Raw genomic sequence first — 24,077 nt, forward strand, 5'->3', positions numbered from 1 at the left:
CGGGCGCCGAACCCGGCGTCGGCGACCGGCCCCGCCGACGCGCCGCCGGTCACACGCTGGATCGGCGGCAGCACGGACCAGCCGGCGGTCCTGGCCACACCCGATCGGGCACCGGCACGGGTGTCCGCACCGGCACCCGTACCCATACCCGCACCGAACTGCGGCGAGACCTCAGCTTCCTTCGCTTCCTCCGCCGCCGCCCGTCGCCGCCGGCCACCGTCCCTGATCCTGCTGATCAGTCCCACGCCCTACCCCTTCGCCGAGGCGCGCGTGACGAGACCCGCGATCTGTTCGGCGTACCGGCGGCGGTCGCGGTGTTCGAGGTTCAGGATCTCCTCCTGGCTCCAGTGGAAGTGGTAGGCGATGTACGCGATCTCCTCGTGGAGACGGTCGGTCGCGTACGTCACGATTCCCCCAGGCGGCTCCCGCCGAGTTCGACCTCGAACGGCTGCTCGCAGTGGGGGCAGGTGACACCCGCCCTGGTGTGGCCCTCGGCGTTGATCTGGCGGTAGAAGTCCTGCAGGAACGCCAGGTCGGAGGCGAACATGTTCTCCACCACCCCGTCGTGCACCAGCGGCAGCGTGCCGAGCCGCGTGATCACCCGGCCGAGCAGGACCACCGACAGGTAGGCCGGGTTCTCCTGCACGCGCATGTCGCGCAGCGGCACCAGCTCGTCCCGGGCGGTGGCGAGGCGCATGACCCCGTGGCGGTGCACGGTGCCGGACTCGTCGACGTAGCCGCGTGGCAGCTCGAACGCGAACTCCGTGAGCAGCCGCTCGGCCGCCGGGGCGGGAGCCGGGGCAGCGTTCTGCCGCTCTGGCTCCGTCCCGGTCCCGGGCCGGCCGTCCGCGAGCGCCGCGCCCGGACCCACGCCCGCATCAGCACCCGCACCCGGACTCACACCCGCGCCCGCGCCCGCACCCGCCCTGGGAGCAGTACGCCGCATTACTCGATGACCAGTTCTTCGAACGTGATGGTCACGGTCTCGGTCAGCGCGGAGGCCTCTCCGGCCTTCACGGTGCTGGTGTCGATCTTGCTGCACCAGGCGTTGCGCATGTTGTACCGCTTGACCGGGTTGTTCTGATAGTCCATCACCATGATGGTGGCGTTCTTCCGCGCCGTGGCCATCGCGCCGTTCACCGACTCGGTGATCCACTGGTTGAAGGCCGCCGACTGCGTCATACCGCGCACGACGGTGCACGTGCCGGCCTTCTTCACACCGGGCAACTTCTTCGTGACCGGCTTGCCCTGCGCGGAGACCTGCTGGTACTCGATGACGTCCTGTTCGAGGCTGAGGCCGCTGACCTCGGCGAGGTACTCGACCATCACGCCGTCGATCTGAAGGCCGAAATTATGTGAGGTGAGGGCGTCACCCGGCTGGAGACTCATCTGTTCTCTGTCCTTCTCAAGGGCTCATGGCCGATCTGGGGCCGGCCGATCTGGGGCCGACCGATCTTGGGCCGCCGATCTTGGGCTCGACTCGTACGGCGGGGTGGAGGGGAGGAGGACTACTCCTCCAGCTCGCCGCTGCCGCTGGAGAACTGGGCCAGTCGGAAGATCACGAACTCGGCGGGCTTGACCGGCGCGATACCGATCTCGCAGATGACCCGCCCGAGGTCGACCGACTCCGGCGGGTTGGACTCCTCGTCGCACTTGACGTAGTACGCCTCCTCCGGCCGGGCGCCGAAGAGGGCGCCGTTGCGCCACTCGTTGACCAGGAAGGCCGAGACGTTGCGGCGGATCCGGGCCCACAGCGCGTGGTCGTTCGGCTCGAACACCACCCACTGGGTGCCGATCAGGATCGACTCCTCCAGGTAGTTGAAGTACCGCCGCACGTTCAGATAGCGCCAGGCCGGGTCGGAGGAGAGGGTGCGCGCACCCCAGACGCGGATGCCGCGGCCCGGGAAGGCCCGGATGCAGTTGATCCCGATGGGGTTGAGCAGGTCCTGCTCGCCGCGGGTGATCTGGATCTCCAGGTCAACCGCGCCGCGGACGACCTCGTTCGCGGGGGCCTTGTGCACGCCCCGCTCGGCGTCGTTGCGCGCCCAGACGCCCGCGATGTGGCCGCTCGGCGGGATCGTCCGGGTCTGGCCGGTGGCCGGGTCGAAGGCCTTGATCCAGGGGTAGTAGAGGGCGGCGTACTTGGAGTCGTAACCAGCTGTCTCCTGGCGCCAGACCCGGATCTCGCGGGCGTTCAGGCCGGGCGGCGGGTCGATGACGGCGACCCGGTCGCCCATCAGTTCGCAGTGCGCGATCAGTCCCAGCTGGACCGCCTTCACAGCCTCCAGGTCGATCGCGCCACGCTGGTAGGCGGCCATCAGGTCGGGCACGGCGACCATCGACACCTCGTCGACCGCCTCCAGGCCGCCGAAACCGGTGCGGTCGGACGAGTCGCCGAGGTACTCGGCGGGACCCGGGTGCGCGGCGGCCGCGCCGGAGGGGGCGGCGGGGGCGGCCGGGGCGGGGGCCGGGGCCGCCAGCGCCACGGTCTGGTTGTCGGGCCGTGCGAGCTGCGCGGCGGGCGCCGCCTCCTGCACGGCGATGAGCCGGGAGCGCTCCTTGACCTGCGTGACGACGTAGCTGCGCCCGCCCTTCTTCGCCGTCACGTCGAAGGTCTCGGCGACCGTGTCGCCGTCCTTCACGATCAGCTTGAACCGTTCGGCCGGACCGTCGCCCTCCGGGTCGGCGACCTCGACGCTCAGCGAGCCGGGTGCGACAGCGCTGACGGTGAAGGTGCCGAGCTGCCGGGGCTCCCCCGGCGGCAGTGCGGCCGGCGCGGCGGAGCCGGTCACCTGGGCGCCGTTCGCGGCGGCCGGGCCGCCGTCGGACGCTCCCCCGGGTGCGCCGCCGACGCGTACGACGTAGGCGGCCGTGCCGCCGTTGTTGAAGAAGCCGTAGACGCTGTGCGCGAGGTAGTACCCGTCGGTGAAGTCACCGAAGGCCGCGACGTACTGGGTCCAGTTGGTCACCAGGGTCGGTGCGTTCAGCGGACCGGTGGGCGCGAGCCCCACGAAGGCCGCTACCGAGGTGCCCACCCCTTCGATGGGGCGCGAGCCACTGGCCACCTCCTCGACGTACACGCCGGGCGACAGGTAGGACGGCATGCTCTGCTCTCCTCGGGTACGCGACAGGACGGCTTCCACCCTCGCGCGCGCGGCGTGCCACCGGAAACGTCCTGCGGTACCTGCTCGGGGGCACCGCCGTTGCCCGCAGGGGCACTTCACCGCACCTGGGCGCCTACGCTCGGACCGCACCACCCGTGAGCCTGCCCCCGGGACTGCCCTCAAGGCTCTCCCGCGGGCCGCCGTGAACGGGTAACGCTGGGATGCCAACCAGCGAGGAGAGCACCGTGCGCGCACACGAACAGCGGGCCGACCAGGCCGGTGACCGGGGCGGGACCCGCCCGAAGGCGCCGTTGACCACACCCGCGCTCCAGCTCCTGGCGCTCCAGCGGGCGGCGGGCAACGCGGCCGTCGCACGGGCCGTCGCCGAGGAGCGCCACGAGCACGACGCGCGCTGCGGGCACGGGTCCGCGGCACAGGACTCCGCGGCGCGGGACCCAGCGGTCCAGCGCTCGGCCGTGCACGAGGTGCTGCGCTCCCCCGGCCGACCGCTGGACGGGCCGCTGAGGAGCGAGATGGAGGCCCGGTTCGGCGGCGACGACTTCAGCGGCGTACGTGTCCACACCGACGCGGTCGCCCAGCGGTCCGCGACGGAGATCGGCGCCAAGGCGTACACCTCGGGCTCCCACGTGGTCTGGGACGGCCAGGACAAGCACACCCTCGCCCACGAGCTGGACCACTACCGCCAGCAGAGCCAGGGCTCCGTCCCCGGCACCGACAACGGCTCGGGCCTGAAGGTCTCCGACCCGTCCGACTGGGCGGAGCGGCAGGCGGAGGACACGGCCCGGCGGGTGATGAGCGGGGCGCCGCCCGTGCAGCGCGCCCGTGCCACCGCCGAGGGCGGAGGGGGCGGCGGAAGGGCGGCGGAAGCGGGCGGGCCCGCTCCCGTGCAGCGCGCCCTGGACATGGAAGTGATCGACAGCGCCCGGGAGGTGCTCGGCATCACCGGGACCGTGAAGATCGTGGAGGTGCCGGACGGCATCCGGGCGGACACCCCGTTCGCCGACTACCCGCCGGGCCACTGCGTCGGCCTGACCCCCGAGGAGGGTCAGCTCAGCATCCACGCCCTGAACGGCGGCGATCCGGCGCAGTCCGCCTCCGAGGTGGTCGCGGGCGCCGGCGGCGGCGGGTACTTCCCCGCACACGGCATCATCGCCGCGAACAGCAATCCGTCCTCCGGCTTCACCGTCGCGCAGACCATCCGGCACGAGATGGGCCATCTCCAGCAGCACGAAAGGGGGTTCGACGTCGACATGTCCGGTGGCCGGCGGGCGCTGGTCGAGTACCACAACGTGCTGGTGAACGAGAACCGTCTCACGGGCGAGATGCGCACCGCCTACATGACCGACGACAACACCACGGCCTCCTCGATCAGGGAGGCGGCCTCGGCGCAGGGGATCAACCTGGGCAACCCGTGGAAGGCGCTCAACGACTACCTCGGCCGGCAGGGCGTCGACCCCGAGGGTGCGCAGAAGCGGCTGCTGGACGCGATCGTCGAGGAGCTCAAGGACGAGAAGTACGACGCGATCGAGGGCAAGGGGATGGCGAAGGCACCGATGCGCGAGAAGATCAAGACGCGGGTCGCCAGGATGTACTTCAACAAGCTGTTCGCCCCGTAGCCCCCGGCAGCCACCGGCCCCGTCCAGCCGGCACCGTCCAGCCGTTCCCGCCACTCCCGCCGCTTGCACGCTTCCCCGTAGTGGGCACGTGCGCCGAGGCGGGGCATCGCGCGCTGCCCCTGCGGGCAGCGACCGTACCCCTGCGGCTCTGCCCCGGCGTCGGCCTCGCGGCTAGCGTCCGAACGTGAGCCTTTGGACTTCTCTGGAACCCGCGTCGGCCACGGTGGACCCCGGTGGCACGACGACCGTACGACTGCGGTTGCGCAACACCGGGGACATCGTCGACGAGTACCGCTTCGAGCCCGTCGGCGACGTCGCCCTCTGGACGGCGGTGGAGCCGCGGACCCTGCGCCTCTACCCCGGCACCACGGGCACGGTGGAACTGACGTTCTCGCCGCCGCGCACGCCCGACGCGGCGGCCGGACCGCATCCGTATGCCGTACGCGTCACGCCGACCGAGCACCCGGAGGCCACGACCGTCCCGGAGGGCAACCTGACGGTCACGCCGTTCACGGAGGTACGCGCGGAGTTGGTGCCGCCGACCGTGAAGGGGCGGCTGCGGGGGCGGCCGAAGCTGGCCATCGACAACCTCGGCAACACGAAGCTGACCGCGTCCGTCAGCGGCAGCGACAACGGCGACGACCTCTCGTACGAGATCCACCCCTCCCACGTGCAGATCGAGCCCGGCCGCGCCGCGTTCGTGAACACGACGCTCAAGCCCCGCGAGATCATCTGGTTCGGCTCGAAACAGCAGCGGCCGTACACGCTGGCCGTGCAGCGGTCCGGAGTGACGCCCCTGGACGTCGAAGGAACCTATGTCCAACGCGGGTTCCTCCCCGGCTGGCTCGCCACCTTCCTCGGCATCCTCCTGGCACTCGCCATCACCTTCGTGATGCTCTGGATCGCCTACAAGCCCGAGGTACGCAGCGCCGCGCTGGAGAAGCCGGTGGAGGCCGGCGCCTCCCTGCTGCCGAGCCCCACCCCGTCGGCCCCGGCCGCGAGCTCTCCGGCGGCGGAGGAACCCGCCCCGCCGGAGCCTGCCGAGGAGGATGCCCCGCCGCCGAGCCAGGACGCGGGCGGGGAACCGGACACATCGGGCTCGGCATCGGGTGGAGGCACCGATGGCGGTTCGGGCGGCGCACCCCCGCCCCCGGAGCAGCCGGCCGCGGTCGGTTCCCTGATCATCGGTCAGGGTTCGAACCGCTGCGTCGACGTGCCGAACGCGCAGGACGGCATCGGCCGCGACGGCACCAAGCTCCACCTCTGGGACTGTATGGGCGGCGCCAACCAGAAGTGGGACTTCCAGGGCGACGGTACGGTCCGGGCGCTCGGCCTGTGCATGGACGTCGCGCACGGTTCCCGCGACGACGGGGCGGCCATCCAGCTCGCCCGGTGCAGCGGCAACCCGGCCCAGCAGTTCGTGCTGAGCGGCGCCGGCGACCTCGTGAACCCGCAGGCGAACAAGTGCGTGGACGCCGACGACCACGGCACAGCCAACGGAACGAGGCTCCTGCTGTGGACGTGCGCCGGGACGCCGAACCAGAAGTGGCGCGTGGAGTAGACCGGGACACGCCCCTCCGGGCCGGGTGGGGCCGGGCCGAGTGAGGGCCGGGCGCCGGGTGAGGGCCGGGGCACCGAGTGAGGGCCGGACGCCGGGCCGGCTACCAGCCGCCCTCGCCCGGCACCAGGCGCCCCGCCTTGCGGTACTCGCGGCGGGCGCCCTCCAGCAGGTCGGCCGCGGTGACCGGTTCGCCACGGCCCGCCGCGGCGTACGCCGCGGTGACGACGGCGCTGCGGATCGACCCCCCGGCCAGCTCGAAGTCGCGCGCGCACACCCCGGCGTCGGTGCCGTCCGCACAGGGCACGCGGGCGAGGGCGTGCCGCCACAGGGCCAGCCGCTGCTCCGCGTCGGGGAACGGGAAGTCGATCACAAGGTCCAGGCGCCGGGTGAACGCCTCGTCGATGTTGGCCCGCAGATTGGTGGTGAGCACGGCGATGCCGTCGAAGGACTCCAGCCGCTGGAGGAGGTAGGCGCTCTCCATGTTGGCGTAGCGGTCGTGCGCGTCCTTGACCTCGGAGCGCTTGCCGAAGACGGAGTCGGCCTCGTCGAAGAGGAGTACGGCGTCGGTCCGGTCGGCCTCCGTGAAGATCCGTTCCAGGTTCTTCTCGGTCTCGCCCACGTACTTGTCCACGATGGACGACAGCTGGACCACGTAGAGGTCGAGGCCGAGTTCGGCGGCGACGACCTCGGCGGAGAGCGTCTTGCCGGTGCCGGACTCGCCGGCGAAGAGCCCCACCACGCCGCGCCCCCGGCCGCCTCCGGCGCTGAGCCGCCAGTCTCCGAGGACCCGGTCGCGGTGGCGGGCGCGCAGGGCGAGTTCCCGCAGCTGGGCGCGGGGCCGCTCGGGCAGGACGAGGTCCTCCCAGCCGACGTCCGGCCGGATACGGCGGGCGTGCCGCTCGAGCCCGGACGCGGACTGCCGACGGGCGGCCAGCCGGACATGGGTGGCGGTCAGCGGTGTGCCGTCGAACGCGGCGAGGTCCAGGGCGGCGCTTGCGGCCCGGGTGACCCGGTCCGCACCGAGGCGGTACGGCGCGACCGTGGCCGCCAGATCGAACCCGGCAGCCCTCGCCGCGTCGCCGAGCGCCGCCGCCCACACCTCCGCGGCGCCCGCCGGGAGCCTCGGCGCGTCGAGGACCAGCGGGTCGCGGTCGCACCACTCGGGGTCGTACGGGCCGGTGCCGGTGAACAGCACCGGTACGTCGTCCGTGGCCAGCGCTCTGAACAGCGGCCCGGCCTCGTCCGGCAGCGGCGACACGACGAGCGCGAGGCCCCGCAGCCGGGCCTCGCGCAGCAGCGCGGCAAAGGGCTCCGTGTCGGAGCCGGGGACGGGGGTCGGGCCGGGGACGGGGGTTGGGCCGGGGACGGGGGTTGGGCCGGGGGCGGGGGTTGGGCCCGGGGCGGTGAGGGCGGTCGGCGTGTAATGCAGGGCGTCGAGACCGGCCGCCGCCAGCGCCGCCGCGGCCCAGGTGAGCCCGTCGCCCTCCCGGTGTTCGCGCAGATGGACGGTGAGCGGACCGGCGGCCAGCCGGTGGGCGAGGCTGCGGGTGAACTCCTCGTCGTACGGGCCGAGGGGTGCAGCGAGCGGGCGTACGCGGCCGGCGAGCGCGGCGTCCGGGGTGTCGTCGCCGAGGAGATGGGCGACGACCCGGTCGGGGACGCGCAGGGACCGGCTCAGGAAGGGCCGTTCGGGCTCCTCGACCTCGACCAGTCCGAGGGCGGACAGCGGCGCCGCCGGGTGGAGAAGGGCCCGCGCCCGGGGCAGGTGTGCGGGGAGGCCGCAGAGGTCGAGGGCGAGCCCGGTGGTGGCCCGGCGCCTGCTGACGTCGTCGTTGAGGTAGGCGTACAGCGGCTCGAAGTCCCGGTCGAGATCGGGCGCGAGGGCGATGAGCAGCAGCTCCGTCTCCGGCTCCGCCAGTCCGAGCCGTGCGGTGAGCCCGGCCAGCCGGTCCGAGGCGGAGGCGTCGGCGGAGGCGTCGGCGGAGGCGTCGTGGGCGTCCTCCCCCGGGCCGTGTCGTCGCACGGCGGAGGCCAGTACATGACGTACGGCCTCCTCGGACAGGTACAGGCCGCGCAGCGGGTCCGCGGCCGTGGGATCGTCGGCGCCGCGGAGTTCGACCAGCCGGGCGACCCGCTCGCGCAGCCGGGCCAGGCGGGCCAGGAGCGCGGCGGTCGGGTCCGGCTCCGGGTCGGGGGCGGGGTCGTCCGGCGCCGATCCGGCGGGGTGGGTGGAGGCGTACGTCGTCATCGCCGCCGCCTCTCCCCGCTCGCACGCCCGGAGTCCGGAAGACCGCCGTCGTCCGGAGGACGTGCGTCCGGGCGGCCGGAGTCCGGAAGACCGGTGTCGGCACCAGGGGTGCCGACACCGGACGTCGGCGGTCGGTGCCGCCGCTCCGGCGATCCTTCCAGGGTGCCGTCGATCCCGCGTACCCGCACCGCCGCGCCCTCGGTGACCGGCGGCCCGGCGTCGTACTCGGGGAAGGCCGGGAAGGGGGCGGTCACCACCACGTCCAGGGACGGCTTGAGTTCGCCGCCGAGCGCGGACCATATCTCGGCCGTCGACCGGGCCTCGCTCTGGATCCCGGCGACGGTGAGGGGTACGGACAGTCCCAACGCGCCGAGCGAGCCGGGCAGTTCCTCGGGAGGCAGGATCTCGCGGGGCAGCAGGGTCGCCAGCACGGCCGACAGGAGGCGGTGCTCGTCCTGGGGCTGCTTCGTCCAGGCGGTGACGAGGTACGACAGCCGGAACCAGCGGGGCGGCTGGCGCCGTTTGAGGACCGCTCCGCGTTCGTCCGTGACCGGCACCGTGCCGCGCTGGCGGCGGGCGACGTCCTCGCGGATGTCGTACAAGTAGGCGTTGACGGCGGGGGCGTTGCGCCGGGCGGCCCAGTCACGGGTCGGGGCCTCCAGGGAGACGTCGATGCCGGAACCGGCGAGGGCGCCGCCGGTGAGCATCCTCTTGAGGACGTCGTCCACCTCATGGATCACAGAACGCGCTCCCGCCTTGCGTGTACGTACAGTCCCCGTGCTGAGATTCTTCACCGCTCCGCACCCGCCACCGCAGGCGCTCCGGGGAAGGCGAAGGGGCGGCGTCACGGGGCCGCGCGGACCCCTGCGGCTGCCCCTGGGTCTGCCCGCGCGGTCTGCCCCCGGGTCCGCCAGCGGGTCCGCCAGCGGGTCTGCCCGCGCGGTCAGATGTAGCCCTCCCGCAAGGCGTAGGCCACGGCGTGGGCGCGGTTGCGAAGATGCAGACGGGTGGTCAGCCCGTGCATGACGTTCTTGACGGTGCGCTCGGAGTAGGAGAGCTTGCCCGCGATCTCGCCGGTGTCCAGGCCTTCCGCGACCAGCCGCAGGACATCGACCTCACGTGCCACGAGGCCCGAGGCGGGAGTGCCGGGGTGGCCCGCCGCGGAGCGCTGGAGCGTACCGACCTGGCTCATGAGACGGCCGAGGAGGTCGGCGGGGAGGTCGCCGTCACCGCGGGCGGCGGCGAGCACGGCCTGTAGCAGCCGGTGCGCGGTCGCTTCATGGCGCCACACGACGGCGCCGACCCCGCACTCGATGACGTCGAGGAGTTCGGCCTCGCGGACCGCGCTCACGACCAGGACGGCGCGGGCGCCTTCGCTGCGGACCAGTCTGCGCAGCTGGGCGAGCAGGGGCTCGTCCGGTGTCTCTCCGATCAGGACCGCCACGGTCCCCGGCCTGACCTCCGTTCCCTCCCGGAGCTCGACCGCCGGGTGCTGGCGCAGCTGACTGACCGCGCCCGCCCGGGAGATGGGATCCGCGGTGTGGACGACGACCGGTATCCGCCGCCCCGGGGCCGCCCCGCCGTCCTCCACGGTCCGTAATGAACTACGCACTCGAATTCCCCCCATATCGGCAATGCCGCGCCGAGGCGGGGCCGCCAATCGCAGGCACAAATCGGATACGTGTGCCCATCAATGGTCTGCACAATCGTAGGGTCGGACCGAGGCCCCCAGACGCGCGAATACGCCGCCTCCGCGTCGTGGCGGCGGCGAAGTGTCCGAAAGGTGACGGACCTTCGGCCCGACGGACGGCCGGGCACCAGAGGCGCAGGGTGTGTACGCCGGGTCCTCCCCCGAAGCGTTTCCGCTGCTCAGAGGGGTTCGCACGCCCTTCCCGCACCGGACCACGGAGACGACCCCCACGCCGCGGGAGCCACCCCCCACCCTGAGAGCGCTCCCAGCCCGGGTCGACCGAATGTCGATCCCCGTCGACGAACCGGACACGGCCGACGACCCGGCCCAGAGGGAAAGCGGATGCGCCGCTCAGGGGGCGTCGCTTACCGTGGACGCGTGTCTACGCCCCGAGTCTCCTAGCAGCAGGACCCGCTTCCACGCCAGAAGTGTGTCCTCTTGTTTTCTCGGAGCGTCATCCCATGATTACCGTTCGCGGTGTGGAGTTGCGCGCGGGCGCCCGCCTGCTGCTCTCCGACATTTCCTTCACCGTCTCCCCCGGCGACCGCATCGGCCTGGTCGGCCGCAACGGCGCCGGCAAGACCACCCTCATGACCGCCCTGGCCGGGAAGGTCAGGCCCGCCGTCGGCACCATCACCCGCACCGGTGGCGTCGGGTTCCTGGCACAGGACTCCCGCGCCGCCGACCCCGCTGTCACGGTCACCGACCGGATCCTGTCCGCCCGCGGCCTGGACCGGGCGCTGCACCGGCTGCGTACGGCGGAGGCCGCGATGGCCGGCGCCGACGGGCCCGCCGCGCTGGAGCGGGCGATGAACGCCTACGCCCGCGCCGAGGCCGCCTTCCAGATCGGTGGTGGCTACGCCGCCGCGGCCGAGGCGGCCCGGGTGGCCGCCGGTCTGGGACTGCCCGAACGGGTGCTGGGTGAGCCGGTGGGCGCGCTCTCCGGCGGGCAGCGGCGCCGCGTCGAACTGGCCCGCATCCTGTTCGCCGGACCGGACCACACCTTGCTGCTGGACGAGCCGACCAATCACCTGGACGCCGACTCGGTCGCCTGGCTGCGCACCTTCCTCCAGGGCCACACCGGCGGCCTGGTGGTCATCAGCCACGACACCGCACTGCTGGCCGACGTGGTCAACCGGGTGTTCCACCTGGACGCCACCCGCGCCTCGATCGACCCGCACAACACCGGCTGGAGCGGCTACCTCGCCCAGCGGGCAGCCGATGAGCGCCGCCGTGCCCGCGAGCGGGCCGGCGCGGAACGCAAGGCCGCGGCCCTGCACGCACAGGCCGAGGGCGTGGACCTGGCCGTGGACCGGGGCAGCCGCCTGGTCGTCCTCGGCCTCAACGGCGCCGGCAAGACCACCTTGCTGCGCCTCCTCGCCGGCCAGGAGCGGCCGGACTCCGGCCGCGTGGTGCACGGACACGGGCTGCTCCTGGGCTACTTCGCCCAGGAGCACGACACCCTGGCCCCTGAGCGCACGGTCCGCCAGAACCTGGCCGCAGCGGCCCCGCACCTGAGCGACGGTGAGGTCCGTCGCGTGCTGGGCGCGTTCCTCTTCTCCGGGGACGACGCCGACAAGCGGGCCGACGTGCTCTCCGGCGGGGAGAAGACCCGCCTGGCTCTGGCCGGGCTGGTCCACTCCGGCGCGAACGTGCTGCTGCTGGACGAGCCGACCAACAACCTGGACCCCGCCTCCCGCGACGAGGTCCTGGCCGCCGTCGGCTCCTACCCGGGAGCGATCGTGATGGTCACCCACGACGAGGACGCCATCGACGCCCTGCGCCCCGACCGGGTCCTGCTGCTGCCGGACGCGGACGAGGACCTGTGGAGCGAGGACTACCGGGACCTGGCCGCCCTCGCCTGACCCCTCGCCCTCGCCCGGCCGGACAGCGTGGTTCGCTCCGCACCCCGGCCGGGCGACGGCGCCGCCGACCAGGTTTTCGAAGCGCTTCGACAGCGGTAGGGCGGGATCGCGGAGGGGGCCCGGTCGGCAGCGAGCGGGAGAACAAGGCTCACGGGCGGCAACCCCAATAAGCGATGGATGCAAGAGCTTTGGGTGGACACATCGACGCTGACACCCCTCATCACGGAGTGTCCACGCCCCCCGCCCAAGAAAAGTCTCTCTGTGCTGAACCCCTTGTTTCGAACGAAACACCTCGTTAACTTCTGCTCTAAGTGAAGCGCTTCGATAGCTAGGGCGCCACCGAGCGCGATGTGTGTGCGATCCCGAGTGCCGTCCGAGGCGAAAGGGCCACCCCCATGACTCACGAGTTCAACCGCAGGAGGTTCGTCGGCGCGGCAGCGTCGGCCGCCGCGGTCGCCGCGGCGGGGCCGCTGCTGCCGACTGCGGGGGCGGGGGCGCGCGGAACACCGGTGGCAACTCCAACGAGCTGATGGACGCGGCGCGCTTGGACGGCGCGGGCGAGTGGCGGATATGTGGTCCGCAGTGCTGCCCACTCGCCGCAGACGGCCGTCGTCCTCCTGACGCTGGTGCCGCTGCTGATCGCTGCCCGTTCCTCCGGAAGCACGTCCGCACGGGTGTCCTCACCGGCGCCGTCAAGGGCTGGCCCGCAGCCCCGTCCGCACCCCGAACCATCGATGAAGGGCCCCATGGTGTCCGATCAGCCCGTCGTCCCGGGTTTCCACCCCGATCCCAGCGTCTGCCGCGTGGGCGACGACTACTACCTTGCCTGCTCCAGTTTCGAGTACTTCCCCGGCATCCCGCTCTTCCACAGCCGTGACCTGCTGCACTGGACCCAGATCGGCAACGTCCTCGACCGGCCGGAACAGCTGCGTCTGCCCGTCGGCATGCCGTCCTCCGGGGGGATCTACGCACCGACGCTGCGCCACCACGACGGCCGCTTCTGGCTGATCGTCACCAACTGCTCCGAGGGCGGCGGCAATCTGCTGGTCACCACGACCGACCCGGCCGGCCCCTGGTCCGATCCCGTGCGGCTGCCCGGCGTCCCCGGCATCGACCCGGACCTGGCCTGGGACGAGGACGGCACCTGCTGGTGCACGTTCGCGGGAGTGGGACAGGTCGCGATCGACCCGTACACAGGGCGCACGCTCGGTGCGGAGCGCAGGCTGTGGTCCGGGGCGCCGGGCGCCAAGGCCCCCGAGGCACCGCACCTCTACCGCATCGGCGCGTACTGGTACCTGCTCATCGCGGAGGGCGGCACCGAGCGCGGCCACGGCGTCTCCATCGCCCGCGGGCCCGGCCCGAACGGCCCCTTCGAGCCCTGCCCGCACAACCCTCTCCTCACCCACCGCGGCACGGACCACCCCGTGCAGAACACCGGTCACGGGGATCTGGTGCAGGCCGCGGACGGTTCGTGGTGGATGGTGTTCCTCGGCGTCCGGCCGCACGGCGGCACCCCCGGCTGGCACGTGAGGGGCCGCGAGACGTTCCTCGCACCGGTCACCTGGACCGACGACGGCTGGCCGGTGGTCGGCGAGATCGTCTCCCCCGCCGGCACCGGCATCGCCGCCGACGCGCCGTTCCGCGACGACTTCGACCTCCCCGAGCTCCACCCGTCCTGGATCTCCGTACGCGACCGGTCCCCCGAGCACTGCACGACCGAGGACCGCCCGGGCCGGCTGACTCTGCGGGCCCGCGGTACGTCCCTCGACGAGCCGGACGCCGTCTTCGTCGGCCGCCGCCAACAGCACGTCACCTGCCGGGCCTCCGCGTCGGTCGACGCGACGCGGGGCGTCGGCGGTCTCGCCGTACGCCTCGACGAACGGCACCACTACAGCATCGAGGCGGACGGCACCCAGGTACGGGCCATCTCCCGGGTCGGTTCGGTCCGCGCCGTCGTCGCCACGCTGCCGGTGCCTGCGGGGCCGACCGTTCTGTCCGTACGGATCACGCCGCCGCCCGAGCCGCACGACGCGCGCACCGGACCCGACGTCGTCACCCTCGGCGTGGAACAGCCGGACGGGACCTTCGCCGTACTCGCCACGCTCGACGGCCGCTATCTGTCGACCGAGGTGGCCGGCGGATTCACGGGCCGCGTCATCGGCCTGTACGCGGCCCGGGGCACCGTGCACGCCGACTGGTTCGCGTACGAGGCGACGGCCTGACCCGGCGTCTGGGAAACCCCTGGACTTCCGCCTGTACGCACGTCCCGCAGGCGGGGCACCCCCACGCCCATCCCGCGACCGAAAGGGACCCGAGGGACATGACCCACTCGTATCAAGCCGCGAGGCGACTCCCGAGACGCATGGCGAACGTACTGCTCGCCCTGGCCGCCACCGCCGGCCTGCTGCTCGGCGCCGGGCTCACCGCTCCGACGGCCGACGCCGCCCAGCTGGTGCCGCGCGTACCCGCGAACGCCACGTCCGCCGTCGCCGCGATGCAGCCCAGCTGGAACCTGGGCAACACCCTGGACGCCATACCCGACGAGGACTCGTGGGGCAACGGGCAGACCAGGAAGGCGACATTCGAGAAGATCGCCGCGGAAGGGTTCCGCAGCGTCCGCATCCCGGTGACCTGGAGCGCACGCCAGTCCGCCACCGCGCCGTACACCATCGACGCCACCTACATGGCCCGCGTCAAGCAGCTCGTCGACTGGGCGCTGGACAGCGGACTGTACGTCGTGCTCAACGTCCACCACGACTCATGGCAGTGGGTCGAGAAGATCACGAGCGACCACGACAACGTGATGGCCCGCTTCGTCTCCACCTGGTCCCAGATCTCCACGACCTTCCGTGACGCACCGCGCACCCTGGTCTTCGAGGGCATCAACGAGCCGAGCTTCGCCGGTGCCACGGACGCGCAGAAGTTCCGGTACCTGAGGGAGCTTCAGACCTCGTTCCACTCCGTGGTCCGTGCCTCCGGCGGCGCGAACGCGAACCGCCTGCTGAGCCTGACCACGCCGGCGGGCAGCCCCGACAAGGCGTTCATGGACGACCTGTACACGACGATCGCCTCGCTCAACGACGATCAGCTCATCGCGCAGGTGCACTTCTACAGCTGGTACCCGTTCAGCGTGAACATCGCGGGCGGCACCCACTACGACGCCACCGCGCGGAAGCACCTGGACGACACCTTCGCCACCATGCACCAGACCTTCGTCGCCAGGGGCATCCCGCTCTACGTCGGCGAGTACGGTCTGCTCGACTATCCCAATCACTTCCACCCCTCCCGCGTCGAGCGGGGCGAGGCGCTGAAGTACTACGAGCATGTGGGCTACGCGGCCCGCAGGTACGGCATCACCACCGCCCTGTGGGACCCGTTCTCGTACCTGAACCGCGACACCCTCCAGTGGCGGGACCAGGAGCTCTTCGACCTGATCAGGACGGGCTGGACCACCCGGTCGGGCTCGACCTCCTTCGACCGCCTCTTCGTCCCCAAGTCCGGTCGGATCACGGACCAGTCGCTCACGCTGAACCGCAACGGCCTGGGGTTCCAGGGTCTCTGGCACGGTGACCGGCGTCTCGTCGCGGGCTCGGACTACACGGTCTCCGGTGACAGGCTCACCCTGAAGGCCGCCGCACTGACCCGCCTGGTCGCAGACCGCTCGTACGGCGACAACGCCACGCTCCAGGCCAGGTTCTCGCAGGGCCGGCCCTGGAAGCTCCATGTGACGACGTACGACGCTCCGCAGCAGACCGGCGCGTCGGGCACCACCTCCGGGCTCACCGTCCCCACCCGGTTCCGCGGGGACCACCTCGCCACCATGGAGGCCAAGTACGGCGACGGCACCAACGCCGGGCCCGCCGACTGGACGGCGTTCCAGGAGTTCAACATCTCCTTCACCCCCGACTACGCGGGCAACACCATCACCCTCACCGAGAAGTTCCTCACCTCGCTGCGTGACAGCGCACCGGTGACGCTCACGTTCCACTTCTACAGCGGCACCAAGATCACTTATCAGGTGGTCAAGAACGGTACGTCGGTGACCGGCTCCACCGTCTGACTCCCCGCCCGCCATCGTCCCGGCCGCCGGGTCCGACGTCCCGCTCCCGGCAGCCGGGAGAGAACTTGTGCCTGACGCCGGGTGCGATCGTGTTCGAGGCGGGCTCCGGCGGCTACAACGCCGAGCTGATCGCCCACGTCGTCGGCCCCGAGGGGCGGGTTGTGACCGTCGACATCGACCCGTGGGTCGTGCGCCGCACCCGCCGGTTCCTTACGGAGGCCGGCAGCGGGCGCGTCACCGCCGTCGAGGCCGACGCGGCCCTCGGCGCACCCGCACACCTCGTGCCGCGCGGCGGCTTCGACGGCAGCATGATCACCTACAGCTGCTGGGACATCACCCCGGCCTGGCGGGAGCAGCTGGCCGAGGGCGGGCGCCTGGTCCTGCCGCTGGAGATCGGCGGCTACACCCGCGCGGTCACCTTCGAGCGGCGCGGGCAGGTGCTGGAGGCCCGGCACTTCACGTACTGCGGCTTCGTCCGTGACCAAGGGCAGCAGGCCCGCGCTATCCCGGTCACCGGCCTCCTCGACGGTGAGCTGACGCTCCGCTTCGAGCACGGCACCGCAGCCCCGACGGCGGGTCTGGAGGGCGTTGCGCGGACCGCGGCACGAGGTCGCGACCGGCGTCACCATGGGGCCGGGCGCCTACTTCGGCTCTGTGAGCTCACCACGTGGCCCTGGAGACCGCCGACATCGCCCTCGCCGGCAACGACCTGCGCCAGGTCGCCGCCGTCGTGGAGCTCAGCCGCCACACCCTGCGCGTCGTACGGCAGAATTACGGCCTGGCCATCGGCGTCAACCTCGCCGGCCTGCTCGCCGGCGCGGGCGGATCCATCAACCCGGTCGTCGCCGCCCTCCTTCACAACACCAGCAGCATCGCCGTTGTCGGCAACTCCGCCCGCCTCGTCAACCACACCCCGCACCTCCCCGACACCGGGCAGGGTCTTTACGCCGCCCCGCTGGAGGAGACCCGGGTCCGCTGATCCGCGGCAGTGGAGGTGGGCAGCCACGAGCGGGTGTATCGAGGTGTCATGGGCCGCCCACCAGGAGGTCGACCTGCCGACGCTCGTGACCTACTTGGACGCTCCAGCGCCTGCTCCCATGGAACTCCCAGTCACCACAAAGTGGCGCCGGGCGCCCGAGCCATGCCCAGACGCCCCTGCCGTCTCGTTCATCAGGAGGCAGCCCGGAGCCCCATAAGGCGAGCGATCAGGTCGTCCAGGCTGATCAGTCCGGTGAGCCGCCCGCCCTCGTCGCGGATGAGGGCGAGCGATGCCCGGTGGTGGCGCAGTTGCTCGACCGCGTGGGAGACGCTGTCGGTGCCCTTCAGCTCAGGCACCGGTCGGGCCAGTCGGCGTGCGGTGACAGTGCGACCGCGGGTGCGGGCGACCAGGGCGTCACGGGCGTGGAGCGAGCCGAGGATCGTCTCGCCGTCGCGGACCAGGAGGCGGGACCGGTCGGCTGCGGTGGCCTTGGTCAGGATCGCGTCCAGGTCCGCGTCGGCGGGGACGGTGATGATGTCGCCCGCCGGGGTCTGGAGCTCGGCGACCGGGGTCTGCGGCTCGGTGAGGGAGCGGGTGATCAGCTCGAAGTCGGTCTTGTTGATCAGGCCGAGGCGCTCGGACTCGGCGACCAGGTGGGTGAGCTGTTCGCGGTTGTGGACAGCGGCCAGTTCGTCGCGCGGGTGGACGCGGCAGAGCCGTACCAGGGCGTTGCTGACCTTGTTGAGGAGCCAGATCAGCGGCCGTACGGTCTTGACCACGGCGCGGAAGGGCGGGGTGAGCAGCATCGCGGAGCGCTCGGGGTGGGCGATGGCCCAGGACTTGGGTGCCATTTCACCGAGGACCATGTGCAGGAAGACGACGACGATCATGGCGAAGGCGAAGGCGATGCCGTAGCTGAGGCCGCTGGGCAGGCCGAGCTTCACCAGGAGAGGGTCGACCTGGTGGGAGATGGCGGGCTTGGAGATGGAGCCCAGGCCCAGGGTGCAGATGGTGATGCCGAGCTGGGCGCCGGCGAGCATCAGGGACAGCTCGCGCATGCCGGCGAGTGCGGCCTTGGCACCGCGCTGCCCCTCGGCGGCGGCCTTCTCCATGCGGTGGCGCTTGGCGGCGACCAGAGCGAACTCGGCGGCGACGAAGAAGCCGCTGCCGATCAGCAGCAGGACGGTGACGAAGACGGCCAGCGGGAAACTCATGCCTGCGCCTCCTCGGCCGTCGGGCCGGCCGGCGGCTGGACCGGCTCGGCCTGCTCGATGCGTACGCGCTCGGGAACGTGCCGGTCCAGCTTCAGGACCCGGATGTCGATCCCGTCGACGGTGAGGCGGTCACCGACCGCCGGAAAGCGGCCGAGGCGGTCGATGATCAGGCCGGCCACGGTGTCGTAGTCCTCTTCCTCGGGCAGCGCGATACCGGTCGCGTCCTCGACCTCGTCCAGGCGGCGCCCGGCGTCGACGAGCCAGCCGCTGCCGTCGGGAACGGCGAGTTCGACGACGGTGTCGGTCTCGTCGGCGATGTCACCGACCAGTTCCTCGGCGATGTCCTCGTACGTGACGATCCCGGCCACACCACCGTGCTCGTCGAGGACGACCGCGAACTCGTCGTCGCGCTCGCGCATCTGCGCCACCGCGTCCGGCAGCGGCAGGGTGTCGGGGAGCAGCAGCGGGCGGCGGGCCGCCTGCCCGGCGCTGGTGTCCTCGAAGCGGTCGGCGGGCAGCCGCATCAGGTCCCGTACGCCGAGGACTCCGGCGACGTCGTCTGGGTGGTCGCCGAGGACCGGGTAGTTCGAATGGCCGTACTTGGCGATCAACTCGACGGCCTCGGCGGCGGTGGCATCCTTGCGTACGAAGACGGCGTCCGCGCGGGGCACCATGACCTCGTCCAGGGTGCGCTCGGAGAATTCCAGGGCGTGGTCGAGCAGTTCGGCGGTGTCCGTCGGCAGGTGTCCCTTCTCGTGGGACTCGCCGATCAGGTGGCTGAGCTCTTCGAGGGTGGCGCCGTGGTGCAGCTCCTCGACCGGTTCGATGCCGACCTTGCGCAGCAGCTTGTTGGCGGCGCCGTCGAAGACGTGGACGACCGGGCCGACGATCTTCAGGTAGACCAGGGTCGAGGAGGCCAGGGACTTGGCCAGACGCTCGGGCACGGCCAGCGCGAGGTTCTTCGGGGCCAGCTCCCCGAGCACCATCTGGACCACGGTGGCCAGGACGAAGGCGAGCACGACCGAGATCGCGGACACGGCGCCGTCAGGTAGCCCGAGGCCGTTCAGTACGGGCTTGAGCAGCGCGGAGACGGAGGGCTCGGCGAGGAAGCCGACCACCAGACCGGTGACGGTGATGCCCAGCTGCGCGCCCGACAGCATGAAGGAAAGCCGTTCCAGCACCTTCAGGGCACGGGCGGCGCGCTTGTCGCCCGCTTCGGCCTCGCGGGCGAGCGCGAGGCGGTCGGCGGCGACGTAGGCGAACTCCTGGGCGACGAAGTAGCCGGTGCCGGCGGTCAGGACCAGCACGGCCAGCAGGCCGAGGACGGCGCTCAACGGAGACCACCTTGGCGCGGTCGGGGGCTGTTCGCCGACGGAACCGTCGGTCTGGCGGACAAGGAACGCTCCTTAAGGGATGGATACATCAGGACGACACCGTGGACGCGTGGGGTGCCGCCGGGCCGACCAGTTCTTCGAGTACGTCTTCCATGGTCACGTACCCGATGACCGCGCCTCTCTCGCCGGTCACGGCGGCCAAGTGGCTGCCGGCGGCGCGCAGCGCGGTGAGCGTGTCGTCCAGCGGGGTGTCGATACGGACCCGGGTGACAGGGTGCAGCGCGCTGCGCGGGAACGGCTTGTCGCGCTCTGCGACACCGAGGGTGTCCTTGATGTGCAGGTAGCCGAGGACGGCTCCGGAGGGGCTGGTGACCGGGAAGCGGGAGAACTTGGCGGCGACTGCGACATGCTCCAGCCCGGCCGGGGTGATCGTGTGCGGGACGGTGCGCATCTTCCCCGCGGGTACCACGATCTCGCCGACCGGCCGTGTGCCCAGTTCCAGGGCGTCGCGCAGCCGCTCGCTGTCGGCCGGCGAGAGAAGGCCGGCCTGGCTGGAGTCCTCGACCATGCGGGCGAGCTCGTCGTCGGTGAAGACGGATTCGACCTCGTCCTTCGGTTCCACCTTCATCAGCCGCAGGAGGACGTTGGCGAAGGCGTTGATGGAGAACACCAGCGGGCGCAGGGCGCGGGTGAGGGCCACCAGCGGCGGGCCGAGCAGCAGCGCTGTCTTGGCGGGTGCGGCCAGTGCGATGTTCTTGGGGACCATCTCGCCGATCAGCATGTGCGCGTACGTGGCCGCGGCGAGCGCGATCACGAAGGCCACGGGATGGACGAACCCATGCGGCACGTGGGCCGCCTCGAAGCCCGGCTCCAGCAGATGGGCGATGGCGGGTTCGGCGACCGCGCCGAGGACCAGCGAGGAGGCGGTGATGCCGAGCTGGGCGGTGGCCATCATCTGGGAGATGTGCTCCAGGCCCCACAGCGTGATCTTGGCCCGGGTGTTACCTGCACGGGCTGCGGGTTCGATCTGGCTGCGGCGTACGGAGATCAGGGCGAACTCGGCCGCCACGAAGAACGCGTTGGTCAGCAGGGTGAGGGCTCCGATGAGGAGCTGCACGGTGGTCATCGGGCCGCCTCCAGCTCCTGCTGCTCGCGCTCCTGGCGGGGAAGGGGGGCGGGTGCGGTGATGTGCACGCGGTCGGCCCGGTGGTGTTCGACGTCCAGGACGTCCAGTCGCCAGCCGGCCACGTCCACGATGTCGCCCGGGACGGGGATGCGGGCCAGGCGGGTGGCGATCAGGCCGGCCACCGTCTCGTACGGGCCCTCCGGGGCGATCAGCCCTATCGCGGCGAGCTGGTCTATCCGTACGCTGCCGTCCGCCTTCCACGAGGCGCGGCCGTCCTCGGTGGCGGGCGCGGGCAGCAGGTCGGGGGCTTCCAGCGGGTCGTGCTCGTCGCGCACCTCGCCGACGACCTCCTCGACGATGTCCTCGACGGTCGCGATGCCCGCCGTGCCGCCGTACTCGTCGATGACGACGGCCATGGTCCGCTCGGCGCGCATCCGTTCCAGCAGCCGGTCGGCCGGGAGGCTGTCGGGCACCAGCAGCGGCGGCGTGGCGAGGGCCGTGACCGGGGTCGTCGCCCTGTCCGGCTCGGGCACGGCGAGCACATCGCGGATGTGGACGGTGCCGACGACCTGGTCCAGGCTGTGGCGGTAGACGGGGAAGCGGGACAGGCCGGTGGCCAGGGTGAGGTTGGCCGCGTCGGCGGCGGTCGCGTTGGCCTCCAGCGCGAGGACGTCCACGCGCGGGGTCATCACGTTCTCAGCCGTCAGCTCGCTCAAATGCAGGGTGCGGACGAACAGCTCGGCCGAGTCCTCCTCCAGCGCGCCCTCACGCGCTGAGTGCTCAGCGAGCGCCACCAGCTCCTCCGGGGTGCGGGCGGACGCCAGCTCCTCGGCCGGTTCCAGGCCGAAGCGGCGTACGAACCGGTTCGCGGTGCTGTTGAGGTGCCGGATGAAGGGCCCGAAGGCAGCCGTGAAGCCGCGCTGCGGCCCCGCCACCACCTTCGCGACCGCCAGCGGATGCGAGATCGCCCAGTTCTTCGGGACCAGCTCACCGACCACCATCAGGACGACGGTGGAGACGGCGACACCGAGCACCGTGGCGACGGAGGAAGCGGCGGCCCCGAGCCCGATCGTTTCCAGGGGCCCACGCAAGAGCGCGGCCAAGGACGGCTCGGCCAGCATGCCGATCACCAGCGACGTGACGGTAATGCCCAGCTGGGCGCCGGAGAGCTGGAAGGTCAGCTTCCGTACGGCCTTCAGCGCCCCGTCGGCACCGCGCTCGCCCGCCTCGGCGGCGCGCTCCAATTCGCCGCGCTCGACGGTGGTCAGCGAGAACTCCGCCGCCACGAACAGCGCGCATGCCAGGGTCAGAGCCAGGGCAAGCAGGAGGAGCAGGACTTCGGTCACCGTGTCACCCCCGTCCACCGGCTCATGGTCTGCGGGCGGGGAATGGCACGGCTGGTACTGGGAGGTTCACCCATCGCGGGTCCGTAGCTCCTTCTCATACGCGGGGAAGACAGTGGGTCCAGAAGCGTCGTGTTTCTACACCCACTGTAAAGGAATGGCAAACGAAAGCGGCGCCGTGCTGCCGGTCATCCACGCAAGAGGGCGTGAGGGTGTCAGGAAGTCGTACCGAGCAACGCGACGCTTCCTCATCCCGAGGTTGACCAACCCTATGCTTCTACATGCCTGTAGATGCTGGTCGGCTCCGGCCGCACTGCACACCCGCCAGGCAACAAAGATCCCACGCATGAAGAAGGAGTGAACGCCACGATGGTGTTCAAACGGCTGCTCGGCTCGATCGGCGTCGGCGGCCCCGCCGTCGACACGGTTCTCGGCCCCGGTCCCGTGCTTCCCGGCGGAAGCCTCACCGGTGAGGTCCGGCTCAAGGGCGGCAACGCGGACTTCGACATCGAGCACATCACCCTGGAACTGGTCGCCCGCGTGGAGGCCGAGACCGAGGACGGCGAGCACGAAGGCGCCATCGCCTTCGAGCGGTACGTGGTGGCCGGCGGCTTCCGCCTCGCCGAGGGCGAGGAGCGCAGCATCACGTTCGCGGTGACACTGCCGTGGGAGACCCCGATCACCGAGCTGTACGGCCAGGAGCTAGGCATCGCGCTGGGCGTGCGCACGGAGCTCGGCGTCGCCGGCGCCAAGGACAAGGGCGACCTCGACCCGCTGACGGTCGGCCCGCTGCCCGTACAGGAGTCGATCCTGGAGGCGTTCGGGCAGCTCGGCTTCGGCTTCAAGTCCGCCGACCTGGAGTACGGCCACATCGGCGGCACGGAGCAGCAGCTGCCGTTCTACCAGGAGATCGAGATCACCCCGTCTGCGCAGTACGCGCACGCGGTCAACGAGATCGAGGTGACCTTCCTCGCCGCACCCGGCGGCATGGAGGTGGTTCTGGAGGCGGACAAGCGAGGCGGTCTCTTCTCCGGCGGCCACGACGCCCTCACCCGCTTCACCGTCAGCCACGACAGCGTGACCCGCACCGACTGGAACGCCGAAGTCGACGGCTGGGTACGCCGGCTCGTCGAGCAGCGCTCCTCCTACGGCACGCATGCGCCGCACGGGCACGGCGACGTCCACCACAGTGACGGGCACGGTCACCGGTCCGGCCCCGGTATGGGCACCGTCGTCGCGGCCGGCGCGGCCGGGGTCGCCGTCGGTGTGGTCGGCGGCATGGTCGCCGCTGAAGTCGTCGACGAAGTCGGGGATTTCTTCGAAGGGGACGAGGAGGGCGAAGAGGGCTGAGGCTCTCTTGACCACCTGATAGCTTCTACATCAATGTAGAAAAAGCGGCGGTCCGGGCCGGCCTACCCCCGTACGGCCCGGACCGCCCGACCCAGATGGAGTTCTCATGGCCTTGTGGGACCGCCTCAAGGAGTCCGCATCGACGATGCAGACCCAGCTCATGGCGAAGAAGAACGACCTCAAGAGCGGCGCGTTCCGCGACGCGTCGATGGCGATGTGCGCCTTGGTCGCCGCTGCCGACGGCACCGTCGACCCGACCGAACGCCAGCGCGTCGCCCAGCTCATCGCCACCAACGAGGTACTGCAGAACTTCGACGCGACAGACCTCCAGCGGCGCTTCGACGACAACCTGAACAAGCTCGCCGCCGACTTCGACTTCGGCAAGGTCAGCGTCATGCAGGAGATCGCCAAGGCGAAGAAGAAGCCCGCCGAGGCCCGCGCCGTCATCCAGATCGGCATCGTCATCGGCGGCGCCGACGGCGACTTCGACAAGACCGAGCAGGCTGTCGTACGCGAAGCCTGCTTCGCCCTCGACCTACCCCCGCACGAGTTCGACCTCTGACCCA

General features: G+C 71.6%; 19 protein-coding genes and 1 pseudogene. 9 read left to right on the top strand and 11 right to left on the bottom strand.

Features of this window, described 5'->3' with window-relative positions; all coding sequences use genetic code 11:
• Window positions 1-248: 248 nt before the first annotated feature.
• The 4 genes from ACWDX6_RS05625 to ACWDX6_RS05640 form a co-directional block, all read right to left on the bottom strand.
• Window positions 249-407: a DUF6760 family protein gene (locus tag ACWDX6_RS05625; RefSeq protein ID WP_403295030.1), complete on the bottom strand. Its 159-nt coding sequence runs from the start codon at window positions 405-407 to the stop codon at window positions 249-251.
• The gene (locus ACWDX6_RS05630) at window positions 404-946 is read right to left on the bottom strand and encodes a hypothetical protein (protein WP_451483654.1); all 543 of its coding nucleotides are present in this window, start codon (window positions 944-946) and stop codon (window positions 404-406) included. Before ACWDX6_RS05630 ends, ACWDX6_RS05625 begins: the two co-directional genes overlap by 4 nt.
• Window positions 946-1,389 carry a phage tail protein gene (locus tag ACWDX6_RS05635; RefSeq protein ID WP_403295033.1) on the bottom strand — a complete coding sequence of 148 codons (444 nt, stop codon included), beginning with the start codon at window positions 1,387-1,389 and terminating at the stop codon, window positions 946-948. Before ACWDX6_RS05635 ends, ACWDX6_RS05630 begins: the two co-directional genes overlap by 1 nt.
• 119 nt (window positions 1,390-1,508) lie before the next feature.
• Entirely contained in the window at window positions 1,509-3,104 is a 1,596-nt protein-coding gene (locus ACWDX6_RS05640; protein ID WP_451483655.1) for a phage tail sheath subtilisin-like domain-containing protein, read from the bottom strand.
• A 245-nt stretch (window positions 3,105-3,349) separates the two neighbouring features.
• Between ACWDX6_RS05640 and ACWDX6_RS05645 the strand changes: the two genes are divergently transcribed.
• Together ACWDX6_RS05645 and ACWDX6_RS05650 are read left to right on the top strand one after the other, a co-directional pair.
• Complete coding sequence (locus ACWDX6_RS05645; RefSeq protein ID WP_451483656.1) at window positions 3,350-4,741, top strand: eCIS core domain-containing protein; 1,392 nt, start codon at window positions 3,350-3,352, stop codon at window positions 4,739-4,741.
• 184 nt (window positions 4,742-4,925) lie between these two features.
• A complete protein-coding gene (locus ACWDX6_RS05650) occupies window positions 4,926-6,302 on the top strand; it encodes a ricin-type beta-trefoil lectin domain protein (RefSeq protein WP_451483657.1) in 1,377 nt (458 codons plus the stop codon).
• Window positions 6,303-6,402: 100 nt separating this feature from the next.
• On the opposite strand, the gene ACWDX6_RS05655 is transcribed toward ACWDX6_RS05650, so the two are convergent.
• The 3 genes from ACWDX6_RS05655 to ACWDX6_RS05665 form a co-directional block, all read right to left on the bottom strand.
• The gene (locus ACWDX6_RS05655; protein ID WP_451483658.1) at window positions 6,403-8,550 is read right to left on the bottom strand and encodes an ATP-binding protein; all 2,148 of its coding nucleotides are present in this window, start codon (window positions 8,548-8,550) and stop codon (window positions 6,403-6,405) included.
• On the bottom strand, window positions 8,547-9,290 hold the full coding sequence (locus ACWDX6_RS05660) for a DUF4255 domain-containing protein (protein WP_451483659.1): 744 nt from the start codon (window positions 9,288-9,290) through the stop codon (window positions 8,547-8,549). Before ACWDX6_RS05660 ends, ACWDX6_RS05655 begins: the two co-directional genes overlap by 4 nt.
• A gap of 203 nt (window positions 9,291-9,493) precedes the next feature.
• The gene (locus ACWDX6_RS05665) at window positions 9,494-10,177 is read right to left on the bottom strand and encodes a helix-turn-helix transcriptional regulator (protein WP_451483660.1); all 684 of its coding nucleotides are present in this window, start codon (window positions 10,175-10,177) and stop codon (window positions 9,494-9,496) included.
• A 524-nt stretch (window positions 10,178-10,701) separates the two neighbouring features.
• Here ACWDX6_RS05665 and ACWDX6_RS05670 point away from each other — a divergent pair.
• The 5 genes and pseudogenes from ACWDX6_RS05670 to ACWDX6_RS05690 all read left to right on the top strand — a co-directional run bounded on the left by ACWDX6_RS05670 (window position 10,702) and on the right by ACWDX6_RS05690 (window position 17,144).
• On the top strand, window positions 10,702-12,105 hold the full coding sequence (locus ACWDX6_RS05670; RefSeq protein WP_451483661.1) for an ABC-F family ATP-binding cassette domain-containing protein: 1,404 nt from the start codon (window positions 10,702-10,704) through the stop codon (window positions 12,103-12,105).
• A gap of 746 nt (window positions 12,106-12,851) precedes the next feature.
• Window positions 12,852-14,327, top strand: coding sequence for a glycoside hydrolase family 43 protein (locus ACWDX6_RS05675; RefSeq protein ID WP_451483662.1), 1,476 nt, complete (start codon window positions 12,852-12,854; stop codon window positions 14,325-14,327).
• A gap of 140 nt (window positions 14,328-14,467) precedes the next feature.
• Window positions 14,468-16,165 carry a cellulase family glycosylhydrolase gene (locus ACWDX6_RS05680; RefSeq protein WP_451483663.1) on the top strand — a complete coding sequence of 566 codons (1,698 nt, stop codon included), beginning with the start codon at window positions 14,468-14,470 and terminating at the stop codon, window positions 16,163-16,165.
• Window positions 16,166-16,224: 59 nt separating this feature from the next.
• Window positions 16,225-16,822, top strand: a pseudogene (locus ACWDX6_RS05685) (SAM-dependent methyltransferase); the annotation flags it as partial.
• A gap of 10 nt (window positions 16,823-16,832) precedes the next feature.
• Window positions 16,833-17,144, top strand: a complete 312-nt coding sequence (locus ACWDX6_RS05690; protein WP_451483664.1) for a hypothetical protein — start codon at window positions 16,833-16,835, stop codon at window positions 17,142-17,144.
• Window positions 17,145-17,335: 191 nt separating this feature from the next.
• Here the strand turns inward: ACWDX6_RS05690 and ACWDX6_RS05695 are convergent, their stop codons facing one another.
• From ACWDX6_RS05695 to ACWDX6_RS05710, 4 genes are all read right to left on the bottom strand, one after another.
• Window positions 17,336-18,358, bottom strand: coding sequence for a hemolysin family protein (locus ACWDX6_RS05695; protein WP_451483665.1), 1,023 nt, complete (start codon window positions 18,356-18,358; stop codon window positions 17,336-17,338).
• The gene (locus tag ACWDX6_RS05700; protein ID WP_451483666.1) at window positions 18,355-19,692 is read right to left on the bottom strand and encodes a hemolysin family protein; all 1,338 of its coding nucleotides are present in this window, start codon (window positions 19,690-19,692) and stop codon (window positions 18,355-18,357) included. The genes ACWDX6_RS05695 and ACWDX6_RS05700 overlap by 4 nt, the downstream gene beginning before the upstream one ends.
• A gap of 88 nt (window positions 19,693-19,780) precedes the next feature.
• Entirely contained in the window at window positions 19,781-20,818 is a 1,038-nt protein-coding gene (locus tag ACWDX6_RS05705; RefSeq protein ID WP_451483667.1) for a hemolysin family protein, read from the bottom strand.
• On the bottom strand, window positions 20,815-22,164 hold the full coding sequence (locus tag ACWDX6_RS05710; protein ID WP_451483688.1) for a hemolysin family protein: 1,350 nt from the start codon (window positions 22,162-22,164) through the stop codon (window positions 20,815-20,817). The genes ACWDX6_RS05705 and ACWDX6_RS05710 overlap by 4 nt, the downstream gene beginning before the upstream one ends.
• A gap of 366 nt (window positions 22,165-22,530) precedes the next feature.
• Here ACWDX6_RS05710 and ACWDX6_RS05715 point away from each other — a divergent pair, with 366 nt between their 5' ends.
• On the top strand, window positions 22,531-23,511 hold the full coding sequence (locus ACWDX6_RS05715) for a sporulation protein (protein ID WP_451483668.1): 981 nt from the start codon (window positions 22,531-22,533) through the stop codon (window positions 23,509-23,511).
• A 106-nt stretch (window positions 23,512-23,617) separates the two neighbouring features.
• Entirely contained in the window at window positions 23,618-24,073 is a 456-nt protein-coding gene (locus tag ACWDX6_RS05720) for a tellurite resistance TerB family protein (protein ID WP_451483669.1), read from the top strand.
• The last annotated feature ends 4 nt before the right edge of the window (window positions 24,074-24,077 follow it).

Source organism: Streptomyces sp. NPDC003027, from assembly GCF_053591435.1.